This is a genomic window from Brachybacterium sp. HMSC06H03 (genome assembly GCF_001807385.1).
Classification (GTDB): Bacteria; Actinomycetota; Actinomycetes; order Actinomycetales; family Dermabacteraceae; genus Brachybacterium; species Brachybacterium conglomeratum.
The window spans coordinates 1-17,916 of sequence record NZ_KV788837.1 but is presented as its reverse complement, the minus strand read 5'-3'; the positions used below and the strand labels follow the sequence as shown (position 1 = coordinate 17,916).

Sequence of the window (17,916 nt, the reverse complement as noted above, 5' to 3'; positions counted from 1 at the left end):
GGGCCCGCCGCTCCGACGGGCCCGGCCGACGGCGGCACCACGGGCAGCGCCCGGGTGGGCGTGCCCGTCACCGGGATCACCTCGGTGGGCGGATCGTCCGGGGTCGCATAGCGGGGCAGGGCCTCCGTGGGCTGCTCGCCCGCCTCCGCGACGCGGGGCAGCGCCTCGGTCGCGGCGTCGCCGGCCCCCAGGGCCTCGGTCGCGCCCTCGGCGCCCATCCCCTCCGCGTCGTCCGTCGGGATCGCGGCGTCGGCCGCGGGGGCTCCGTCCGCCCCGAGGACGGACAGCACCGCGGTGCGCGGCCCGGCCTCGAACGCCTCGGTGTCGCCAGGGTCGTCGTAGCGGTCCAGGTCGAGCTCGGCGAGGCGCGACAGCAGCTCCTCGGGCCTCGCGCGCTCGGTGGGGTCGGCGCACAAGGCCGAGCGCAGCCAGTCGCCGAGCTCAGCGGGCACGCCGTCGATGTCGATCTCCCCGCGCTCCGCGCGCAGGAACACGAGGTCCGCCCGTCCGGTGCCGAAGGGCTCGCGCCCGGTCGCGGCGAAGGCGAGCATTGCCGCCCAGGACCACCAGTCCCCCGCCTCGACGGTGCGGTCGGTGCGCACCACCTCCGGGTCGAGATAGGCGGCGGTGCCCATCACCAGGCCGGTCGAGGTCAGCCGCGACTCCTCCGCGGCGATCGCGATGCCGAAGTCGATGATCACGGGGTCCAGGCCGTCCCCGTCGGGGTCGAAGCCCGAGAGGTCCCCCTCGGTCGCGCCGCGCAGCAGCACGTTGCTGGGCTTGAGATCGCGGTGGATCACGCCCGCCTCGTGGATGACCCGCAGCGTCTCCCCCAGCACCAGGCCCACCTCGCGCACCGCCTCTGGGTGCAGGCCGCCGTGCGCGCGCACCGCGTCCTCGAGCGTCGGCCCGGGCACGAACTCGGTGACCACGAAGGCGTCGGAGGACTCGAGCTCCGCGTCCAGGATCCGCACGATGTTGTCGTTGCGCACCCGCTGCTGGGCGGCGACCTCGCGGGCCAGCCGCTCCCTGGCACGGGGGTCGTCGGCGATCTCGTGGCGCAGCATCTTGATCGCGACGTCGTTCCCGTCGGCGTCGTGCGCGCGATAGACGATGCCCATCCCGCCCGCGCCGATCCGCCCCAGCACCTCGTAGCCGGAGTCCTCGGCGAGCGCCTCCAGCCGCGGATCGCTGGCGGCCGGAGGTCGTCGGGGCGTGCGCGAGTCGGACATGGCTCCCATGCTACGAGGCCCTGCACAGGCGAGCGGCGGCTTCACCGCACCCCCACAGGGTCCCCACGCGGCCCCGGACGTGAGACGATCCCACCGCGGCGCGGTGGGCGTCGCAGGGAATCCATCGACCGATGCCGGTCGACCGACGAGATGAGGGGCCATGCGCTCGAACCTGTTCGACGCCTCCAACCAGGAGCGCCAGACCAACGACCGATGGGCGCTGCAGTCCTCCAAGATGCTGCGGTGCGCGCTGAACCCGCAGGCCCCGGAGATCATCTCCGCCGCGGGCGCGATGGTCGCCTACCAGGGGCAGATGGACTTCTCCTACCAGGGCTCCGGCGGCGGCATGAAGCTGCTGAAGAAGATGGCCACCGGCGAGGGCGGGAACATGATGCGCACCCGCGGCCAGGGCGAGATCTTCTTCGCCCGCCAGAACAACGAGATCTTCCTGCTCCAGCTGGAGGGCGACGCGCTGACCCTCAACACTCGCAACATGCTCGCCTTCGACTCCTCGATCCAGTGGGACATCCGCTCGCTGGGCGGGGCGGGCTTCATGGCCGGCGGCCTGTTCAACCTGTTGCTGCAGGGGCAGGGGATGGTCGCGGTCACCTCCGACGGGCCGCCGATGCTGCTGGACTGCTCCCAGCAGCCCACCTTCGTGGATCCCCAGGCCGCGGTGTGCTGGTCCGCGAACCTCCAGCCGCAGATCAAGAACGACTTCAAGATGGGCTCGCTGATCGGCCGCGGCTCCGGGGAGTCCTTCCAGCTGGGCTTCCACGGCCCGGGCTTCGTCGTCGTCCAGCCCTCCGAGGGCGCGCCGGTGGTCGCCGCCTCCTGAGCGTGCCCGCGGCGACCCGGCGGGGCCGACCGCTCGGCCCCGCCGTCACCGCACGTCCGGGCCCCGTGTCTACGATGTCCCGGTGACCATCGCGCATCCGCAGGCCCTGGCCGAGGAGCTCACCGCCCTCGGTCCCACGGGTCGACGGCGAGCGGCGGCGAGCGCCGCGACGATGTTCGCGGCCGACGTCTCCGCCCCGTCCCCCGCCCTCGATCCGGTGCCCGTCGTGCTGGACGCGGAGTCCTGGGCGGAGCTGTCGGCGGGGCTCGTGCAGCGGGTGCGGCTGCTGGACGCCCTGTACGCGGACCTGTACGGACCGCGCACCGTGCTCGACACCGAGGTCGCACCGGCGGCCGCGCTGCTCGCGGACCTCGCCTACCTGCGCCCGGCGGTGGGGATCCCCGCCCGCGGAGCCCATCACCTCTTCGCCGTCAGCACCACCGTCTCCCGCACCGCCGAGGGCGCCTGGGTGGTGCACGAGGACGCGGTGGACGTCCCCCGCGGCGCGGGTCTCACCCTCGAGCTGCGGCGGGTGCTCTCCCGCAGCGCGCCGTCGCTGTACCGCAGCACGGAGATGCGCCGTCTCCACCCCTTCTTCGACACGCTGCGCACGTCCTTCCATCAGCGCACCCGGGCCGACGGGCGCGCCGGGCGCCCCGTCGTGCTCCTCGACGACGCGGAGGAGCCGCTGGACGCCTTCGACCACAGCTGGCTGGCGAACCTGCTGGGCGCGCCGACGGTGTCGGTCGGGGACCTGCGCGCCGGTGCGGGCGCCGTGACCCTGCGCCTGTCGGGCCTGGCCTCCGCCCCGGGCGAGCCGGTCGACGCGGTGCTGCGGCTGGTCCCCTCGCCGCTGCTGGACCCCCTGGACCTCGGGCCGACGCCGCTGGGCGGGGTGACGGGCCTGGTCGAGGCGGCGCGCTGCGGCGACGTGGAGATCCTGAACCCGCTGGGCGCGGGCCTGCTCGAGAACCCGGTCCTGCGCGCGGCGCTGCCCGACCTGTGCCGGCAGATGCTGCACGAGGACCTGCAGCTGCGGCCCGCACCCGCCGAGGTCGCCCCTGCGCTGTGGCCCTCCCTGGACCCGTCGGGCGGCGAGGAGCTCACGGGACGCCCCGTGACGCTGAGCCTGCTGGTGATGGGGACCGAGGACGGCTTCGAGGTGCTGCCCGGCGGGATCGCGCGCACGGCCGACGAGGGCCCCGAGGCGCTCAAGGACGTGTGGGTCGCCGTCCCCGACACGTCCGCGGTCCCCGACGAGGAGCCGACCGGCCGCTCGGCCGTCGAGCCGGCGTCGCGGCGCGCGAGCGTCTCGGCCTACCCGACGATGACCCGCTCGGTCGGCTCGGACCTGTTCTGGTTCGGCCGCTATCTCGAGCGCGTCGACTCCACCGCCCGCCTGCTGCGCACCGTGCTGGACACCTCCAACGACCTCGACGCCGAGCACAGCCGCAGCGCCCGCACCGCCCGCACGGTGCTGCTGCGGGCGGTGACCGAGGTGACCACCACCTATCCCGGCTTCCTCGACCTGGACCTCCGCGACGCCGAAGCGGTGCGGCTGGAGATCGAGAGCCTGCTGGGGGACGTCGGCCGGCCCGGCTCCCTCGCGCAGTCCGCCGCGGCGCTCGCCCACACCACCCGCACCCTGCGCGACCTCCTCTCCGACGACGTATGGCCGGTGATCACTCGGATGCGGCTCCAGGTGCGCGGCGGGAGCGTGGACCCGCGCCCGCTGGAGCAGTGGCTCACCGACATCGTCGACGGCTGCCTGACCCTCTCCGGCGCGGTCGCCGACGCGATGCCCCGCGACCTCGGCTGGGACCTCACCGAGATCGGCCGCAAGATCGAGCGGACGATGAGCCTGCTGGCGCTGCTGCGGGCGGCCCTCGGCCATCGCCGCAGCCGCGCCGCGGAGGAGCGGATCGCGAACGCAGTCGCACTGATCACCGAGTCCGGCGCCTCCTACCGCCGCTCTTTCCACGCCGCCGTGCAGCCGGAGCTGCTGATCGAGCTGCTGCTCAGCGACACCACGCTGCCGCGCTCGCTCGCCTTCCAGCTGGACCGGCTCGGCCAGGCCCTGGACCGGCTGCCCGAGACCGCGCCCTCCCCCGAGCTGCGCGCACCGATGTCGGCGCTGCGCCCCCGCCTCGCCGCCTGGGAGCCGCACGAGCTGCTGCACCCGCTGCCGGGCGCGCCCGCCGGCGAGGACGCGCCCACCGCCCTGCCGGCGGAGATCGACGCGGCGACGGAGTCCCTGCGCTCCCTCGCCACCGCCCTCGAGGACCGCTTCTTCCGCGCCTCGGAATCCACCTCGCGATGGGGGGTCGACGATGTCTGAGAACGCACCCGGCGGCCGGCCCGGGCAGGACAGCGCGACCCCTCACGGCGCGCGGCCGCTGATCCCGCTGCGCCTGGAGGACGCCCCCGCCCTGGACCCGGTGCACTACCGGGTCCACCACCTCACCTCCTACCGCTACGCGAAGCCGGTCACCCGCAACTACGGCCGCGCCCACGTCGAGCCGCGCGCCACCCCGCACCAGCGCGTGCTCTCGCACGAGGTGGTCGTCGATCCGACACCCGCCCGCCTCACCGCGCACACCGACTTCTACGGGAACTCCTCGACCTACCTCCTGGTCGACGCCCCGCACGAGCAGCTCGACGTGCACTCCCACGCCCGGGTCTCCGTCGCCGAGCGCCGCTACGGGCTCGAGCCGATGTCCCGCCCCTGGGAGCAGTGCACCCCCGAGCACTGGGGCGCGCCGATGCCCGGGGCGAGCCTGGACTTCGTCCACCCCTCCCCGCGGGTCCCGGGCGGGACCGCCGTCCGGGAGATCAGCGCCGAGGTGTTCCGGCCGGGACGCGCCGTCGGCGAGTGCCTCGCGGAGCTGACGGCGCTGATCCACACCGAGTTCACCTACGACTCCGCGGCCACCACCGTCACCTCCACCCTCGAGGAGGTGCTGGGGGCTCGGCACGGCGTCTGCCAGGACTTCTCCCATGTGGGAGTCGCCGCGGTGCGGGAGGCGGGGCTCGCCGCCCGGTACGTCTCCGGCTATCTGCGCACCGCCCCGTCGGCCGGCGGGGCGCTGGGCACCGAGCCGGCCGGGGAGATGATCGGCTCGGCCGCCTCCCACGCCTGGCTGAGCGTGCTCGTGCCCGGCACGGGATGGGTCGACATCGACCCCACCAACCGCACCTTCGTGGACCAGCGCTTCGTCACCACGGCCTGGGGCCGGGACTACGCGGACGTGCCGCCGCTGAAGGGGATCGTCGTCGGCCCGCCCGGGGCCAGCAGCACCCTGAGGGTCGCCGTCGGCGTCGTGCCCGAGGCGGCGGGGACCGAGTCCGCCGACTGACGCAGGTCCCCTCCGCCGCGCCGGACCGGGCGTACCCTGACTCCTGGTCACCGCAGGGGAACCCGCCCGGCTCCCCTCGTGCCGCACCGCGCGGCACGGCGGCCGACCACCTGACCTCCGTCCCCTCGCAGCGCGGGGACGGCCCCCAACCCGTCTCCAGCGAAGGACCTCCTCCGATGACCAGCCCTGCCCCCGAACCCCGCGCGGACGTCGCGCCGGCGCCCGCACCGTCCACCGCAGCGACCGCTCCGAAGCCCCTCACCAAGGCGCTCGAGGACGCGATGTTCGCGAAGGCGACGGCGCCGCTGGGGAAGATGTTCCTCGCGTCCCTCAGCGGCGGCGCCTTCATCGCGCTCGGCTTCGTGTTCATGGTGACCTCGCAGCAGGGCATGGGCGAGTGGCCGGTCGGGATCGCGAAGCTGATCGGCGGCGTCGTCTTCTCCGTCGGCCTGGGCCTCGTGGTGATCAGCGGCTCCGACCTGTTCACCGGCACCACGATGACCTCCATGCCGCGCCTGTCCCGCCGGATCACGACCGGGCAGATGCTGCGCCACTGGGGCGTCTCCGCGGGCGGCAACCTGATCGGCTCGGTCACGGTCGCGCTGCTGGTCCTCCTCGCCGGCACCCACGCCACCAACGGCTCCGCCTGGGGAATGGTGGTGCTGGACACCACCCAGGCGAAGGTCTCCCACGACTGGCACCAGGCCTTCTTCCTCGGCGTGCTCGCGAACTTCGCCGTGTGCCTGGCCGTGTGGGCGGCGACGGCCGGCAAGACCGTCGCCGACAAGATCCTCGCCGTCGCCGGCCCCGTCGCGCTGTTCGTCGCCACCGGTTTCGAGCACTCGGTCGCGAACATGTTCATGCTCCCCATGGGCCTGCTGATCAAGTACGGCGCCGGCGCCGGCTTCTGGGAGGGCGAGGCGCTGACCGAGGCCGGGAAGTCGCTCGGGGACTACTCCTCGATCACGGTCGGCGCTGCGATCTGGGACAACCTCATCCCCGTGCTGCTGGGCAACATCGTCGGCGGTGCGGTGCTGGTCGGTGCGTACTTCTGGTCGATCCACCGCCGCGGCGCCGAGGATCTCGCGAAGAGCTGAGACCTGCCGGGCGGCTCCCCTCGCGATCGCAGGAGCCGCCGGTCGTGGCGTCGAGCGGCTCACAGTGACCGGGGTGATGACGAATTCCGCGTATAGAGTGGTGCGGAAATCATTGCGACCCGGCGCCACGGCGCCACGAGACCGAGGTGTGATGTCCTCCTCCCAGCAGCCCTTCCGCCTGGCCGTCATCGGCTCCGGCCCCGCCGGTGTGTACGCCGCAGAGACCCTGCTGCGCTCCGCCCCGGTCAAGAGCGGCGAGCTCGAGGTCAGCATCGACCTGTTCGACCGCTTCCCCGCCCCGTTCGGCCTGATCCGCTACGGCGTCGCCCCCGATCATCCGCGCATCAAGGGCATCATCACCGCCCTTCATCGGATCCTCGGCCGCGGTGACATCCGCTTCCTCGGTGACGTCGAGTTCGGCACCGACCTCACCGCCGAGGACCTCCGCACCCACTACGACGCGGTGATCTACGCGACCGGCGCACTCAAGGACGCGGACCTCCGGATCCCCGGCATCGAGCTCGAGGGCTCCCACGGCGCGGCCGACTTCGTGGCCTGGTACGACGGGAACCCCGACTACCCCCGCACCTGGGAGCTCGACGCGGAGTCCGTGGCTGTGATCGGCAACGGCAACGTCGCCCTCGACGTCGCCCGCGTGCTCTCCAAGAGCGCCGACGAGCTGCTGCGCACCGAGATCCCGGCGAACGTGCACGAGGGCCTGCAGGCCGCGCGCACGACGGACGTGCACGTCTTCGGCCGCCGCGGCCCCGCGCAGACGAAGTTCTCGCCGCTCGAGGCGCGCGAGCTCGCCCACCCCAAGGGCCTGCAGGTCGTGATGGACCCCCGCGATCTCGAGCAGATCACCGAGTCGCAGTGGGAGGCCATCAAGGCCGACAAGCGCACCGACCAGGTCGTGCAGACCTTCGTCGGCTGGCTCGAGGACCAGCAGCGCCGCGAGGCCGCCGGCGAGGAGCCGACGGACCGCGAGGGCGGGCCGGTCCAGCGCCGCCTCCACATGCACTTCTGGCACCGCCCCGTCGAGGTGCTCGGCGAGGACGGCCGGGTGACGGGCATGCGCTTCGAGCGGACCCGCCTGGACGAGGACGGCGAGCTCGTGGGCACCGGCGAGATGGTCGACTACGACCTCGGCGCCGTCTACCGGGCCGTCGGCTACCACGGCTCCGAGCTGCCGGGCGTGCCCTACGACGCCCGCCGCGGCGTCATCCTCAACCAGGCCGGCCGCGTCACCGAGGCCGACGGCTCCGTCATCCCCGGCGCCTACACCAACGGCTGGATCAAGCGCGGCCCCGTCGGCCTGATCGGCGCGACGAAGTCCGACGCGATCGAGACCATCACCTGCCTGCTCGAGGACATCGAGGCCGGTCGCCTCTCCCCCGCCCCCGAGCGGGACGACGACGCGATCCTGCGCCTGCTCGAGGACCGGGGCGTGCAGTACACGACCTGGGACGGCTGGATGGCGCTGGACGAGCACGAGAAGAGCCTCGGCGCCGCCGCGGTGGACGCCGACGGCGAGCCCCGTGCCCGCATCAAGGTCGTCGAGCGCGAGGAGATGGTGCGCGTCTCCCGCGAGGGCGCACCGCAGCCCACGCACGCCTGAGCCGCGCACGAGCAGCAGGCACCCCGCCGCAGGGCCGGGGGTCGGACCGGAGCACCGGTCCCGGCCCCCGGCCCTTCTGCATCGCCCGGCGCCGTCGCGGCCGCGGCTGTGAGACCCGGAACAGCGCGGCCCGCGCACGGTGCAGGGAGACACCCCGCCGCTATAGTGGAATGACTGTTCCACAATAGAGAGGCGATCCCATGCTCACCGTCACCTACGACCACTTCGGCGACCCCGCCGACGTCCTGCGCACCGCCGAGGTCGACGCCCCCGCCCCGGCCGCCGGCGAGGCGCTGCTGAGGATGTCGCTGAGCCCGATCCACCACCACGACCTGTGGACGATCCGCGGCTCCTACGGCGTCCGCCCCGCGTTGCCCTCGGGCGCCGGCAGCGAGGCCGTCGCGGTGGTGGAGGCGCTCGGCGAGGGCGTCGAGGGCTACGCCGTCGGCGACCGTGTCGCGGCGACCGGGATCACCGGAGCCTGGGCGGAGCTGTTCACCGCCCCCGCCTCCTCGCTGGTCCCGGTGCCGGCCGAGCTGCCGGACGAGTCCGCCGCCCAGCTCGTGGCCATGCCCTTCAGCGCCGTCTCCCTGCTCGAGCACCTCGACCTCGCTCCCGGCGAGGTGCTCGTGCAGAACGCCGCGACCGGGGCCGTCGGCCGCCTCGTCGCACAGTTCGCTCGGCTGCGCGGGATCCGCGTCATCGGCCTGGTGCGGCGCGGCAGCGGCGTCGAGGAGCTCGCCGCGCAGGGCATCGGGGACGTCGTCTCCACCGATCGGGAGGACTGGCAGGAGCAGGCGCGTGCGCTGATCGGCGAGGCGCGCGTCGCGGCGGGGCTGGACTCCGTGGGCGGCGAGGCGGCGGGCGAGGTGCTCTCGCTGCTCGGGGACGGCGGTCGCCTGGTGGTCTTCGGGGCGATGGGCGGCTCGACCATGGCGCTCCCCTCGGGCCCGATCATCTTCCGTGATCTGAAGGTCGAGGGCTTCTGGGGCTCCCGGGTCTCGGCGGAGATGGCGCCGGAGGTGCGGCGCCGGCTCATCGGCGAGATCTTCTCCGGCCTGCTCTCCGGCGAGGTCACCCTGCCGGTCGCGGCCACCTTCCCGCTGGGCGAGGTCGTCGACGCCGTGGCGGCCACGCTGACCGACGGCCGACAGGGCAAGGTGCTGCTGCGCCCCTGAGAAGGATGCCGCATGACGAGGAGCCCCGGCGGGAGCGATCCCGCCGGGGCTCCTCGCACCTGCCCGATGCCTTCAGGCAGGTCGCGGATCAGTCAGTCGTCGGTGACGGTGACGACCACCGGGATGTTGCCCCGGGTGGCGTTCGAGTACGGGCACACCTGGTGCGCGGCGTCGGCCAGCGACTGGGCGGTGTCGTGGTCGAGCTCCGGGATGACCACCTCGAGCTCGACGGCGAGCGAGAAGCCGCCGGACTCCTCGGAGCCGATGGTGACGCGGGCGCCGACGCTCGAGCCGTCGATAGCGACCTTCTGCTGCCGGGCGACGGCCTGCAGGGCGGAGTGGAAGCAGGCGGAGTACCCGGCGGCGAAGAGCTGCTCGGGGTTGGCGCCGGAGCCGCTGCCGCCCATGGCGGTCGGGACGGCGAGGTCGAAGGCGAGATCCGACTCGGCGACATCGACGTGTCCGTCGCGGCCGCCGCCGGTGGCCAGGGCTTCGGTGGTGTAGAGGGGCTTCATGGGTGTGTGTGCTCCTGATGCTGGATTGCGGTGAGGGCGGAGTCGAGCGCGGCGGTGGCCGCGTCCCGGTCCACCCGGGTCATGACCAGCGCGCTGATCAGCAGCGCGACGCAGGTCTCGACGAGCTGCGCGCGCTCCTGCGGCGACTGGTCGGGGCGTCGGGCCTGCGCGCCGCGGGTAAAGGCGGCGAGCAGCTCGGCGCGATAGGCGCGCACGGCCTCGGCGATCCCGTCGTCCCGGGCGAGCCCGGAGCAGGCGGTGTTCACCAGCAGGCATCCGTCGGGGCGGGTGCGGCCGGACGGGTCCGCGAACAGCGCGCGGGCCGCGAGGAAGTAGCGCTCGAGAGCATCGGGGGCGACCTCGGGCGCGCGCAGCGGGGCGAGCCCGAGGCGGACGACGCGCTCGAGGTAGTCCTCGATCGCGGCGTCGAACAGACCGCGCTTGGAGCCGAAGGCGTGGTAGATGCTGCTGGCGTTCAGTCCGGTGGCCCGCTGGAGGCTCGCCATGGAGGCGCCCTCGTACCCTTCGCTCCAGAACACGTCGCGGGCGGAGCGCACGGCGTCCTCCCGCACGAAGGCGGACTGTCGTCCCATGCCCCCTCCTGCTCGCTGCCTGCTCGTCGTCGTTCCTCGCCCGGGCTGTCGGCACCGGGCACGCCCCACTATAGTGGAACGATCATTCCAAGAGACCTCGGGGGTCGCGATGCTCACCCTCGCCCGAGCACCCGGGCGCCCTCAGCGGCGGATCGAGGCGAGGTGGTCGGCGATGCGGTCCACGGCGTCGGCGAGCACGTCGGCCTGCGGGAGGGTCACCAGGCGCAGGTGGTCGGGCTCGGGGTAGTTGAAGCCGGTGCCGTGGTTGACCAGCAGCTTCTTCGAGCGCAGCAGGTCGTAGGCGAACTGCTCGTCATCCTCGAGGCGGTACATCTCGCGGTCGATGCGCGGGAACATGTACAGCGCCCCCGAGGCCTTCACGACGCTCACGCCGTCGATCGCGCTGAGGCCCTCGTAGGCGACGTCCCGCTGCTCACGCAGGCGGCCGCCGGGCAGCAGCAGCTCGTTCACGCTCTGGTAGCCCCCCAGGGCGGTGGCGACCACGTGCTGGGCGGGGACGTTCGGGCACAGGCGCATGTTCGAGAGCACGTCGAGGCCCTCGATGAAGCTGGCCGCATGCTCCTTCGGCCCGTACAGCGCCATCCAGCCGGCGCGGAAGCCCGCCACCCGGTACGCCTTGGACAGCCCGTTGAAGGTGATGGTCAGCAGGTCCGGGGCGAGCTTCGCGATGTGGGTGTGGACCGCGTCGTCGTAGAGGATCTTGTCGTAGATCTCGTCGGCCAGGATCATCAGCCCGTGCTTGCGGGCGACCTCGACGATCTCCCGCAGCACGTGCTCGGGATAGACAGCGCCGGTGGGGTTGTTGGGGTTGATGACCACGATCGCCTTGGTGCGCGGGGTGACCTTGTCGGCGATGTCGGAGACGTCGGGCCACCACTGCTGCTCCTCGTCGCAGCGGTAGTGGACGGCGCGTCCGCCCGCGAGCGCGATCGAGGCGGTCCACAGCGGGTAGTCCGGGGCGGGGACGAGCACCTCGTCGCCGTCGTCCACGAGGGCCTGGCAGGTCATCTGGATCAGCTCGGAGACGCCGTTGCCGAGGTAGATGTCGTCCAGCCCCATGCCGGGCATGCCCTTGGTCTGGTAGTACTGCGCGACCGCGCGACGGGCGGAGACGATGCCCTTGGACTCCGAGTACCCCTGCGCGGTGGGCAGGGTCCGGATCATGTCCACGAGGATCTCGTCGGGCGCCTCGAAGCCGAAGGGTGCGGGGTTGCCGATGTTGAGCTTGAGGATCTTGTGGCCCTCGGCCTCCATGCGGGCGGCCTCTGCGGGGACCGGCCCGCGGATCTCGTAGCAGACGTCGCGCAGCTTGGAGGACTGGGTGAAGATCATGCGGGGCTCCTGGCCTTCTCGGGGTGGGCGACAGGGTATCGCCGCAGGCGCGGCGACGCCGAGCCGTCTCGCGCCGCCGCTCAGCCCAGTCGGATGCCGTTGCCCGGACCGATGGGGAGGTCAAGGCCCCAGAACACCAGCAGCACCGCGGTCCAGGCCGTGAGGAACACGAGCGTGAAGGGCAGCAGGCGCGCGACGAGGGTGCCGAGGCCGGCCCCGGGCTCGTAGCGGCGCACCATCCCCAGCAGCACGATGAGATAGGGGCTCAGCGGCGTGATGATCTGGGTGGAGGAGTCGCCGATGCGGAAGGCGGCCTGCACGAAGGCGGGCTCCAGCCCGCTGAGGGCGAGCATCGGCACGAACACCACCGCCATCAGCCCCCACATCGAGGTGCCGGAGGTGATCAGCAGGTTCGTCAGGGCGCACAGCACCACGAAGCCGAGCACCACGGGGAGGCCGCCGAGGTCGGCGTGCTCCAGCAGCGTGGCGCCGTGCACCGCGAGGTAGGTGCCGATCCCGCTCCAGGAGAACAGGGCCAGGAACTGGGCGAGAGCGAAGGCGACCACGAGGAAGCCGGTCATCGAGCGCAGGCCCTGGCCCATGAGGGAGGCGACGTCGGCCCCGGAGCGGACCGTGCCGGCGATCGCGCCGTAGACGATGCCGGTGACGGAGAAGGCGACCACCAGGTAGAACACGATCGATCCCATGAAGGGCGAGTCGGGCAGCAGTCCCCCGCCCTCCTTCTGCCACGGCGAGCCGGGCACCGTCGCGAGCGCGGCGATCAGGACGACGACCGCGACCAGCGAGGCCGCCGCCCAGCGCAGCCCCCGCCGCTCCAGCGGGCTGATCGAGCCGTCGGCGCTCGCCTCGGAGCCCGCGGCGGCGCCGTCCTCCTCGGGGGCGAGGGTGCGGGGCACGCCGGCGCGCTCCAGCCGCGGCTCGAGCACCCGGTCGATCAGGAATCCGCAGGCCACGACCAGCACGAGGGAGGAGGCGAGATTGATCCAGTAGTTCGAGACCACGGTGACCGGGGCGGCGCCGAGCGAGGCGGGCAGCGACTCCATCACCGAGGCGGTGATGCCGGAGAAGTTCGCGTCGATCGGCGAGGGGATCATCGCGGTGGAGAAGGAGGCGCCGACGGCGGCGAAGCCCCCGATCATCCCAGCCAGCGGGTGCCGGCCCGCGGCGGCGAAGACGAGGGCGGCCAGCGGAGGGATCACCACGAAGGAGGTGTCGGACATGAGGTTGCCGTTGACGCCGACGAGGGCGACCACATACGGCAGCAGCCATCGCGGGGCGGAGCCGAACAGGCGCCTGATCGCGGCGCTGAGCAGCCCGGACCCCTCCGCGATGCCGACGGCGAGCACGATCGGCAGCACGTTCACCAGCGGCGGGAAGCCGATGTAGTTCTCCCCCAGCGTGGTGGTGAACCAGGTCAGCCCCTCGCCGCTGAAGAAGGAGCGCACCGGCTGCGGCTCCTCCTCGCCGGGCACCTGCACCTCGGCGCCGGTGGCCGCGAGGAGCGTGGTGAGCAGGGCCGTGATCAGGAAGAGCCCTGCGAAGAGCACCAGCGGGTGCGGGAGCCGGTTGCCGGCCCGCTCGACGAGGTCGAGCGCGCGGTCCAGTCGTCGCGGCCCGGTGGTCGTGGTGGTGGAGGGCATCATGCTCCCGCGGAGATCGAGGACGGCGTCCGACGGTGCGGGCGGAGCGCGCGGGGGCGCGCACGACCCTCCACGATAGCCGGGCGCCGCCGACCTCTGCGGGGACGCCCGGCCCCGTCGGCCCGGGCGGTGGGAGAGCTCTCGACGGGCATTACTTTCATGATTATAGTTAATCCGTCGCGCTGTCGCGCCGCCGCTCGGCGACCGTCCGCGACAGCCCTGAGAGCCGCAGACCGGAGGTCGCCGATGTCCCCGCAGCCCGCCGCACCCGACCGCGAGGTGACCTCGCCCCGCCCCGGGACCGCCCACCGCGTCCACCTCGCCGCGAGCGGGGTCTCCGTGCTGCTTGACGTCACCGACGGGCGCGTCCCCGCGATCGCGCACTGGGGCCGTGGCCTCGGGACGCTCGGGCCCGAGGGCCTGGATGCGCTGTGCGAGGCGACGACCCCGCCGGTCCCGCAGAACCTCGTGGACGTCCCGGTGCGCGTCGGCCTCCTCCCCCAGGTCTCCGACGGCTGGCTCGGCCGCCCGGGCCTGGCCGGCTCCCGCCCGGACGGCTCCGGCTGGACCCCGCGCCTGATCACCCGCAGCCTGCGGATCGGCGGGGCACCGCTGACGGGCGCGCACGCCGAGACCGGCGCGGCGCACGTCGAGATCGACCTCGAGGACCCGGAGGAGGGCCTCGCGGTCCTGCTCGAGCTCGAGCTGATGCCCACGGGCCTGCTGCGCCTGCGCGCCCGCCTGACGAACGCCGGCACCGGCCCCTACCGCCTCGACGAGCTCACCCTCTCCCTCCCCGTCCCCGCCACGGCCGACGAGCTGCTGGACTTCGCGGGCCGCTGGACGAAGGAGCGCACCCCGCAGCGCCGCTCCTTCACCGTCGGCACCCATCTGCGGGAGAACCGACGCGGCCGCACCGGGGCGGACTCCGCCCACGTCCTCCACGCCGGACGGCCCGGATTCGGCTTCCGCGAGGGCGAGGTGTGGGCGGTGCACACCGCCTTCTCCGGCAACCACCGCCACCTCGCCGAGCGCACGAGCTCCGACCAGCGCGTGCTCGGCGGCGGCGAGCTGCTGCTGCCCGGCGAGGTCGCCCTCGAGCAGGGTGGGACGTACGAGAGCCCGTGGCTGTACGCCTCCTACGGCGACGGCCTGGACCAGGTCGCCGCCCGCTTCCACCGCCACCTCCGCTCGCGCCCCCATCACGTCGACGCCCGCCGCCCCGTCACCCTGAACGTGTGGGAGGCGGTCTACTTCGACCACGACCTGGAGCGGCTCACCGACCTCGCCGACCGCGCCGCCGCGCTCGGGGTCGAGCGCTTCGTGCTGGACGACGGGTGGTTCGGCTCCCGCCGGGACGACACCTCCGGCCTCGGCGACTGGGTCGTCTCGCCCGAGGCGTGGCCGGACGGGCTCGGCCCCCTGATCGACCACGTGCGGGCGCACGGCATGGAGTTCGGGATCTGGTTCGAGCCGGAGATGGTCAGCGAGGACTCCGACGTCGCCCGCGCGCATCCCGAGTGGATCATGGCCCCCTCCCCTGAGCGGATGCCGCTGCGGTCGCGGAACCAGCAGGTGCTGAACCTGTCGATCCCCGAGGCGTACGCGCACGTGCGCGACCAGATGCTCGCCCTGCTCGGCGCCCACGAGATCGGCTACATCAAGTGGGACCAGAACCGGGACCTGCTGGAGTCCGCGACCCGCGCCACGGGCCGGGCCGCCGTGCATGACCAGACCCGCGCCGCCTACCGCCTCATGGACGAGCTGCGCGCGGCCCACCCGGGCCTGGAGATCGAGGCCTGCGCCTCGGGCGGGGCGCGTGTGGACCTCGGCGTGCTCGAGCACACCGACCGGGTGTGGGTCTCGGACTGCATCGACCCGCTCGAGCGCCAGCAGATGCACCGCTGGACCTCGCAGCTGATCCCGCTGGAGCTCATGGGCAGCCACATCGCCTCCGGCCGCTCCCACACCACCGGGCGCCTGCACACCCTCGGCTTCCGCGCCCACTCGGCACTGATGGGCCACCTCGGCATCGAATGGGACCTCGCCGCCGCGAGCGAGGAGGAGCTCGCCGAGCTCACCGCCTGGATCACGCTCTACAAGGAGCGCCGCGAGCTGCTGTTCACGGGCGATCTCGTGCGCGCCGACCGCGGCGAGAGCCCCCTGTGGCTGCAGGGCGTGGTCTCCCCCGATCAGGGCGAGGCGCTGTTCGCGCTGAGCGCCGTCGGCCGCGCCGACACCGCCCAGCACCCGCGCCTGGTGCTGCCGGGCCTGGATCCCGCCGCCGCCTACCGGGTGCGCGCCCTGCTGCCCAGCGGCCCGCCCTCGCATCTCACGCCCCCGCCCTGGCTCGCCCGCGTGCTCGAGGCGGACGGGGCGGTGCTGCCCGGCGCGGCGCTGGCCGTCGCCGGCCTCGCCGCTCCCCTGCTCGACCCCGAGCAGGGCCTGCTGCTGTCCCTGACCCGCGAGAGCGCCGCCGGCGCGTCCCGCTGACCCGTCCCTCACCACCACGGAAGAAGGCACCCATGTCCACCGCGACGACGTCGACGCGGTCGGCCCCGACGAGGCGCCGCCGGAAGGACGACACGAAGCTCGCGCTGCTGTTCATCGCGCCCGCCTCGGTCGGCCTGCTGGTGTTCCTCGTCTGGCCGCTGCTGACCGGCCTGTACTACTCCTTCACGGAGTACACGACCCTCACCCCGCCCACCTGGGTCGGGCTCGAGAACTATCGCCGACTCCTGGCCGACCCCGTCTTCTGGAACTCGCTGAAGGTGACGGTGCTGTACGTCGTCCTCAACATCGGCGTGCAGACGGTCGTCGCGCTCGTCATCGCAGTGCTCATGCAGCGCCTGACCCAGTCCACCGTGCTGCGCTCGCTGGTGCTGGCGCCCTATCTGGTCTCGAACGTGGTCGCCGCGATCGTGTTCCTGTGGATCCTGGACACCCAGCTGGGCATCTTCAACATCCTCCTGCAGTGGATCGGCTTCGACCCGATCGCCTTCTGGGCGAGCGAGACCTGGGTGATCCCGACGGTCGCGCTGGTGAACGTGTGGCGGCACATGGGCTACACGGCGCTGCTGCTCTTCGCGGGCCTGCAGTCGATCCCCGCCCACCTCTACGAGGCCGCGCGCACCGAGGGCGCCGGGGAGATCGCGATGTTCCGCCGCATCACCCTGCCGCTGCTGCGCCCGATCCTGGCGCTGGTGCTGATCATGACGATCATCGGCTCCTTCCAGGTGTTCGACACCATCTCGGTGACCACCCAGGGCGGTCCCGCCGACGCCTCCAAGGTGCTGCAGATGTACATCTACGAGAACGCCTTCGCCCAGTACGAGTTCGGCTACGCCTCGGCGCTGTCCGTGGCGCTGCTGGTGATCCTCACGGTGATCACCTTCGCGCAGTACCGGATGAGCCGTGCCGGCCAGTCGGACCTGGACTGAGAGGACAGCGCGATGACCACGACCACGCAGCGGCCCGACAGCGCGCCGCGCACCGACGCCGACCGTCCCGCTCCCCGGCACCGCCGCGGCATCCCCTGGGGGAGGATCGCGGCCTGGGCCGTGATGGTGATCTTCCTGCTGATCACCCTGTTCCCCTTCTACTGGATGCTGCGCACGGCACTGTCCAGCAACAACGCCCTGGCCACCGACCCGGGCAGCCTCCTGCCCGTCGGCCTGAACACGGGCGGCTTCGAGCGCGTCTTCGGCCTGCAGGACGTCGAGACCGCGATCTCGCAGGGCGGGTCCGGCGCCTCGATCACCTTCTGGCGCTACCTGCTGAACTCGGTGATCGTCGCGACCACGATCACCGTGGTCCAGACCTTCTCCTGCGCGATGGCCGCCTACGCCTTCTCGCGCCTGCGCTGGCGCGGCCGGGACACCGTGTTCCTGATCTTCCTGGGCTCGCTGATGATCCCGCAGATCTTCACCCTGCTGCCCAACTTCATCCTGATCAAGAACCTGGGGCTGGTGGACACGCTGCTGGGGATCATGCTCCCCACCCTGTTCATCTCGAGCTTCGCGATCTTCTTCCTGCGCCAGTTCTTCAACAACATCTCGCGCGAGGTCGAGGAGGCCGCGCTGATCGACGGGGCGAGCAAGGCGAGGGTGTTCTTCACCCTCATCCTGCCGATCTCCTCGGCGCCGCTGGCGACGCTGGCGCTGCTGACCTACATGACGGCCTGGAACGAGTACTTCTGGTCGCTGATGGTCTCCTACACCGACCAGTCCCGCGTGCTCACCGTCGCGCTCGGGGTCTTCCGCGCCCAGGCCCCGGGCACGGGCCCGGACTGGTCCGGGCTGATGGCGGCGACCCTCGTCGCGGCCGCGCCCATGCTGATCCTCTTCGCCCTGTTCGCGAAGAAGATCGTGAACTCCATCGGCTTCAGCGGGATCAAGTGAGGTGCCCGAGATGACACAGAACCGCCTTCCCCTCCCGCCCTCCGACTCCCCCGCCGGCGCCCCTCCGCGCGGACT

General features: G+C 72.8%; 14 protein-coding genes. 9 read left to right on the top strand and 5 right to left on the bottom strand.

Annotated elements, in window-relative coordinates; all coding sequences use genetic code 11:
* The coding region (locus HMPREF3159_RS10485; protein WP_168165419.1) for a serine/threonine-protein kinase at window positions 1–1,232 on the bottom strand (1,232 nt) is incomplete at its 3' end.
* 160 nt (window positions 1,233–1,392) lie between these two features.
* Here HMPREF3159_RS10485 and HMPREF3159_RS10480 point away from each other — a divergent pair.
* From HMPREF3159_RS10480 to HMPREF3159_RS10455, 6 genes are all read left to right on the top strand, one after another.
* On the top strand, window positions 1,393–2,070 hold the full coding sequence (locus HMPREF3159_RS10480; protein ID WP_070500979.1) for an AIM24 family protein: 678 nt from the start codon (window positions 1,393–1,395) through the stop codon (window positions 2,068–2,070).
* Between the two features lie 82 nt (window positions 2,071–2,152).
* Window positions 2,153–4,408 (top strand): circularly permuted type 2 ATP-grasp protein, encoded by a 2,256-nt coding sequence (locus tag HMPREF3159_RS10475; protein ID WP_070500978.1) that lies wholly within the window; start codon window positions 2,153–2,155, stop codon window positions 4,406–4,408.
* Window positions 4,401–5,426: a transglutaminase family protein gene (locus HMPREF3159_RS10470; protein WP_083305911.1), complete on the top strand. Its 1,026-nt coding sequence runs from the start codon at window positions 4,401–4,403 to the stop codon at window positions 5,424–5,426. The genes HMPREF3159_RS10475 and HMPREF3159_RS10470 overlap by 8 nt, the downstream gene beginning before the upstream one ends.
* Before the next feature lie 176 nt (window positions 5,427–5,602).
* Window positions 5,603–6,523, top strand: coding sequence for a formate transporter FocA (locus HMPREF3159_RS10465; RefSeq protein WP_070500977.1), 921 nt, complete (start codon window positions 5,603–5,605; stop codon window positions 6,521–6,523).
* Window positions 6,524–6,674: 151 nt separating this feature from the next.
* Window positions 6,675–8,141 carry an FAD-dependent oxidoreductase gene (locus HMPREF3159_RS10460; protein WP_070500976.1) on the top strand — a complete coding sequence of 489 codons (1,467 nt, stop codon included), beginning with the start codon at window positions 6,675–6,677 and terminating at the stop codon, window positions 8,139–8,141.
* Between the two features lie 200 nt (window positions 8,142–8,341).
* On the top strand, window positions 8,342–9,319 hold the full coding sequence (locus tag HMPREF3159_RS10455) for a zinc-binding dehydrogenase (RefSeq protein ID WP_070500975.1): 978 nt from the start codon (window positions 8,342–8,344) through the stop codon (window positions 9,317–9,319).
* Window positions 9,320–9,411: 92 nt separating this feature from the next.
* Here HMPREF3159_RS10455 and HMPREF3159_RS10450 read toward each other — a convergent pair whose 3' ends face one another.
* From HMPREF3159_RS10450 to HMPREF3159_RS10435, 4 genes are all read right to left on the bottom strand, one after another.
* Window positions 9,412–9,834: an organic hydroperoxide resistance protein gene (locus HMPREF3159_RS10450; RefSeq protein ID WP_070500974.1), complete on the bottom strand. Its 423-nt coding sequence runs from the start codon at window positions 9,832–9,834 to the stop codon at window positions 9,412–9,414.
* Window positions 9,831–10,427, bottom strand: coding sequence for a TetR/AcrR family transcriptional regulator (locus HMPREF3159_RS10445; protein ID WP_070500973.1), 597 nt, complete (start codon window positions 10,425–10,427; stop codon window positions 9,831–9,833). The genes HMPREF3159_RS10450 and HMPREF3159_RS10445 overlap by 4 nt, the downstream gene beginning before the upstream one ends.
* A gap of 141 nt (window positions 10,428–10,568) precedes the next feature.
* On the bottom strand, window positions 10,569–11,780 hold the full coding sequence (locus HMPREF3159_RS10440; protein WP_070500972.1) for a pyridoxal phosphate-dependent aminotransferase: 1,212 nt from the start codon (window positions 11,778–11,780) through the stop codon (window positions 10,569–10,571).
* Window positions 11,781–11,860: 80 nt separating this feature from the next.
* Window positions 11,861–13,444 carry an AbgT family transporter gene (locus tag HMPREF3159_RS10435; RefSeq protein ID WP_070500971.1) on the bottom strand — a complete coding sequence of 528 codons (1,584 nt, stop codon included), beginning with the start codon at window positions 13,442–13,444 and terminating at the stop codon, window positions 11,861–11,863.
* 243 nt (window positions 13,445–13,687) lie between these two features.
* Here HMPREF3159_RS10435 and HMPREF3159_RS10430 point away from each other — a divergent pair, with 243 nt between their 5' ends.
* From HMPREF3159_RS10430 to HMPREF3159_RS10420, 3 genes are read left to right on the top strand one after another with little or no spacing between them, the layout of a single operon-like run.
* Complete coding sequence (locus HMPREF3159_RS10430; RefSeq protein WP_070500970.1) at window positions 13,688–15,934, top strand: alpha-galactosidase; 2,247 nt, start codon at window positions 13,688–13,690, stop codon at window positions 15,932–15,934.
* Window positions 15,935–15,966: 32 nt separating this feature from the next.
* The gene (locus tag HMPREF3159_RS10425) at window positions 15,967–16,881 is read left to right on the top strand and encodes a carbohydrate ABC transporter permease (protein WP_070500969.1); all 915 of its coding nucleotides are present in this window, start codon (window positions 15,967–15,969) and stop codon (window positions 16,879–16,881) included.
* Between the two features lie 12 nt (window positions 16,882–16,893).
* Window positions 16,894–17,841, top strand: a complete 948-nt coding sequence (locus HMPREF3159_RS10420) for a carbohydrate ABC transporter permease (RefSeq protein ID WP_070500968.1) — start codon at window positions 16,894–16,896, stop codon at window positions 17,839–17,841.
* Window positions 17,842–17,916 lie beyond the last annotated feature (75 nt).

What these genes read in the sequence shown, in the direction of transcription:
- HMPREF3159_RS10430 (WP_070500970.1), top strand. Translation starts at nt 13,688, where the DNA reads ATGTCCCCGCAGCCCGCCGCACCCGACCGCGAGGTGACCTCGCCCCGC.
- HMPREF3159_RS10470 (WP_083305911.1), top strand. Translation starts at nt 4,401, where the DNA reads ATGTCTGAGAACGCACCCGGCGGCCGGCCCGGGCAGGACAGCGCGACC.
- HMPREF3159_RS10440 (WP_070500972.1), bottom strand. Translation starts at nt 11,780, where the DNA reads ATGATCTTCACCCAGTCCTCCAAGCTGCGCGACGTCTGCTACGAGATC.
- HMPREF3159_RS10420 (WP_070500968.1), top strand. Translation starts at nt 16,894, where the DNA reads ATGACCACGACCACGCAGCGGCCCGACAGCGCGCCGCGCACCGACGCC.
- HMPREF3159_RS10455 (WP_070500975.1), top strand. Translation starts at nt 8,342, where the DNA reads ATGCTCACCGTCACCTACGACCACTTCGGCGACCCCGCCGACGTCCTG.
- HMPREF3159_RS10435 (WP_070500971.1), bottom strand. Translation starts at nt 13,444, where the DNA reads ATGATGCCCTCCACCACCACGACCACCGGGCCGCGACGACTGGACCGC.
- HMPREF3159_RS10425 (WP_070500969.1), top strand. Translation starts at nt 15,967, where the DNA reads ATGTCCACCGCGACGACGTCGACGCGGTCGGCCCCGACGAGGCGCCGC.
- HMPREF3159_RS10445 (WP_070500973.1), bottom strand. Translation starts at nt 10,427, where the DNA reads ATGGGACGACAGTCCGCCTTCGTGCGGGAGGACGCCGTGCGCTCCGCC.
- HMPREF3159_RS10450 (WP_070500974.1), bottom strand. Translation starts at nt 9,834, where the DNA reads ATGAAGCCCCTCTACACCACCGAAGCCCTGGCCACCGGCGGCGGCCGC.
- HMPREF3159_RS10480 (WP_070500979.1), top strand. Translation starts at nt 1,393, where the DNA reads ATGCGCTCGAACCTGTTCGACGCCTCCAACCAGGAGCGCCAGACCAAC.
- HMPREF3159_RS10460 (WP_070500976.1), top strand. Translation starts at nt 6,675, where the DNA reads ATGTCCTCCTCCCAGCAGCCCTTCCGCCTGGCCGTCATCGGCTCCGGC.
- HMPREF3159_RS10465 (WP_070500977.1), top strand. Translation starts at nt 5,603, where the DNA reads ATGACCAGCCCTGCCCCCGAACCCCGCGCGGACGTCGCGCCGGCGCCC.